The 729-nt window shown below is 71.3% G+C and carries 1 protein-coding gene; it reads right to left on the bottom strand.

Annotated features, from left to right (window positions below; genetic code table 11):
- On the bottom strand, positions 1-729 hold a 729-nt coding region (locus EAD89_RS13885; RefSeq protein ID WP_233578648.1), incomplete at both ends, for an AfsR/SARP family transcriptional regulator.

Raw genomic sequence — 729 nt, 5'->3', positions numbered from 1 at the left:
GGCTGGTGATCAGGATCAGGCACTGCGAACCGTTGGGCAGAAGCGGTGTCACCTGGTCGGCGGTGGCCGCGTTGTCCAACACCACAAGGGCTCGCCGACCGGCCAATTCGGTGCGCCAGAGCGCCAACCGGTCTTCCGGGTTCGTGGGCACCTGCTCGGCGGGCACACCGAGCTGCCGCAGCAGCGTGGCCACCGCCGCGGCCGGCGTCAACGGGGTGCGCTCGCTGTGCCCGTGCAGGTCGATGAAGAGCTGCGCGTCGGGGTAGTCGTCGGCGAGGGCGGTGGCGACGTGCACGGCGAGGGCGGTCTTGCCGCTGCCGGCCATGCCGTCGACCAGTTGGATCCGCGCGCCGTCCTGCACCTCCTTCATGAGGCGGGCCAGCGTCTCCTGCCGACCGGTGAAATCGCCGATCGCCCGGGGCAGGGAACGGACCGGCGCGACCGACCGGGTTTCCCGTCCGGCCAGTGCCAGGTCGCCGGCGAGTACGCGCTGATGCAGCTTCTGCAACTCGGCGCCCGGTTCGATACCCAACTCGTCGGCGTAGGAGCGGCGGCCCTCCCGGTAGACCGCGAGCGCGTCGGCCTGCCGACCGACCGAGGACAGTGCCAGCATCAGTTGACCCCGCAGGCGTTCCCGCAGCGGATGCCGGTCGACGCTCTCGGTCAGCTCCTCGATCAGCTCCGCGGCCCGCCCGAGGCGCAGCTCGACGTCGACGCACTCCTCCAGCA

The organism is Micromonospora sp. BL4, assembly GCF_003667505.1.
Taxonomy (GTDB): Bacteria; Actinomycetota; Actinomycetes; order Mycobacteriales; family Micromonosporaceae; genus Micromonospora.
The sequence above is the reverse complement of the archived record's forward strand: the minus strand, read 5'-3'. Positions and strand labels throughout refer to the sequence as shown.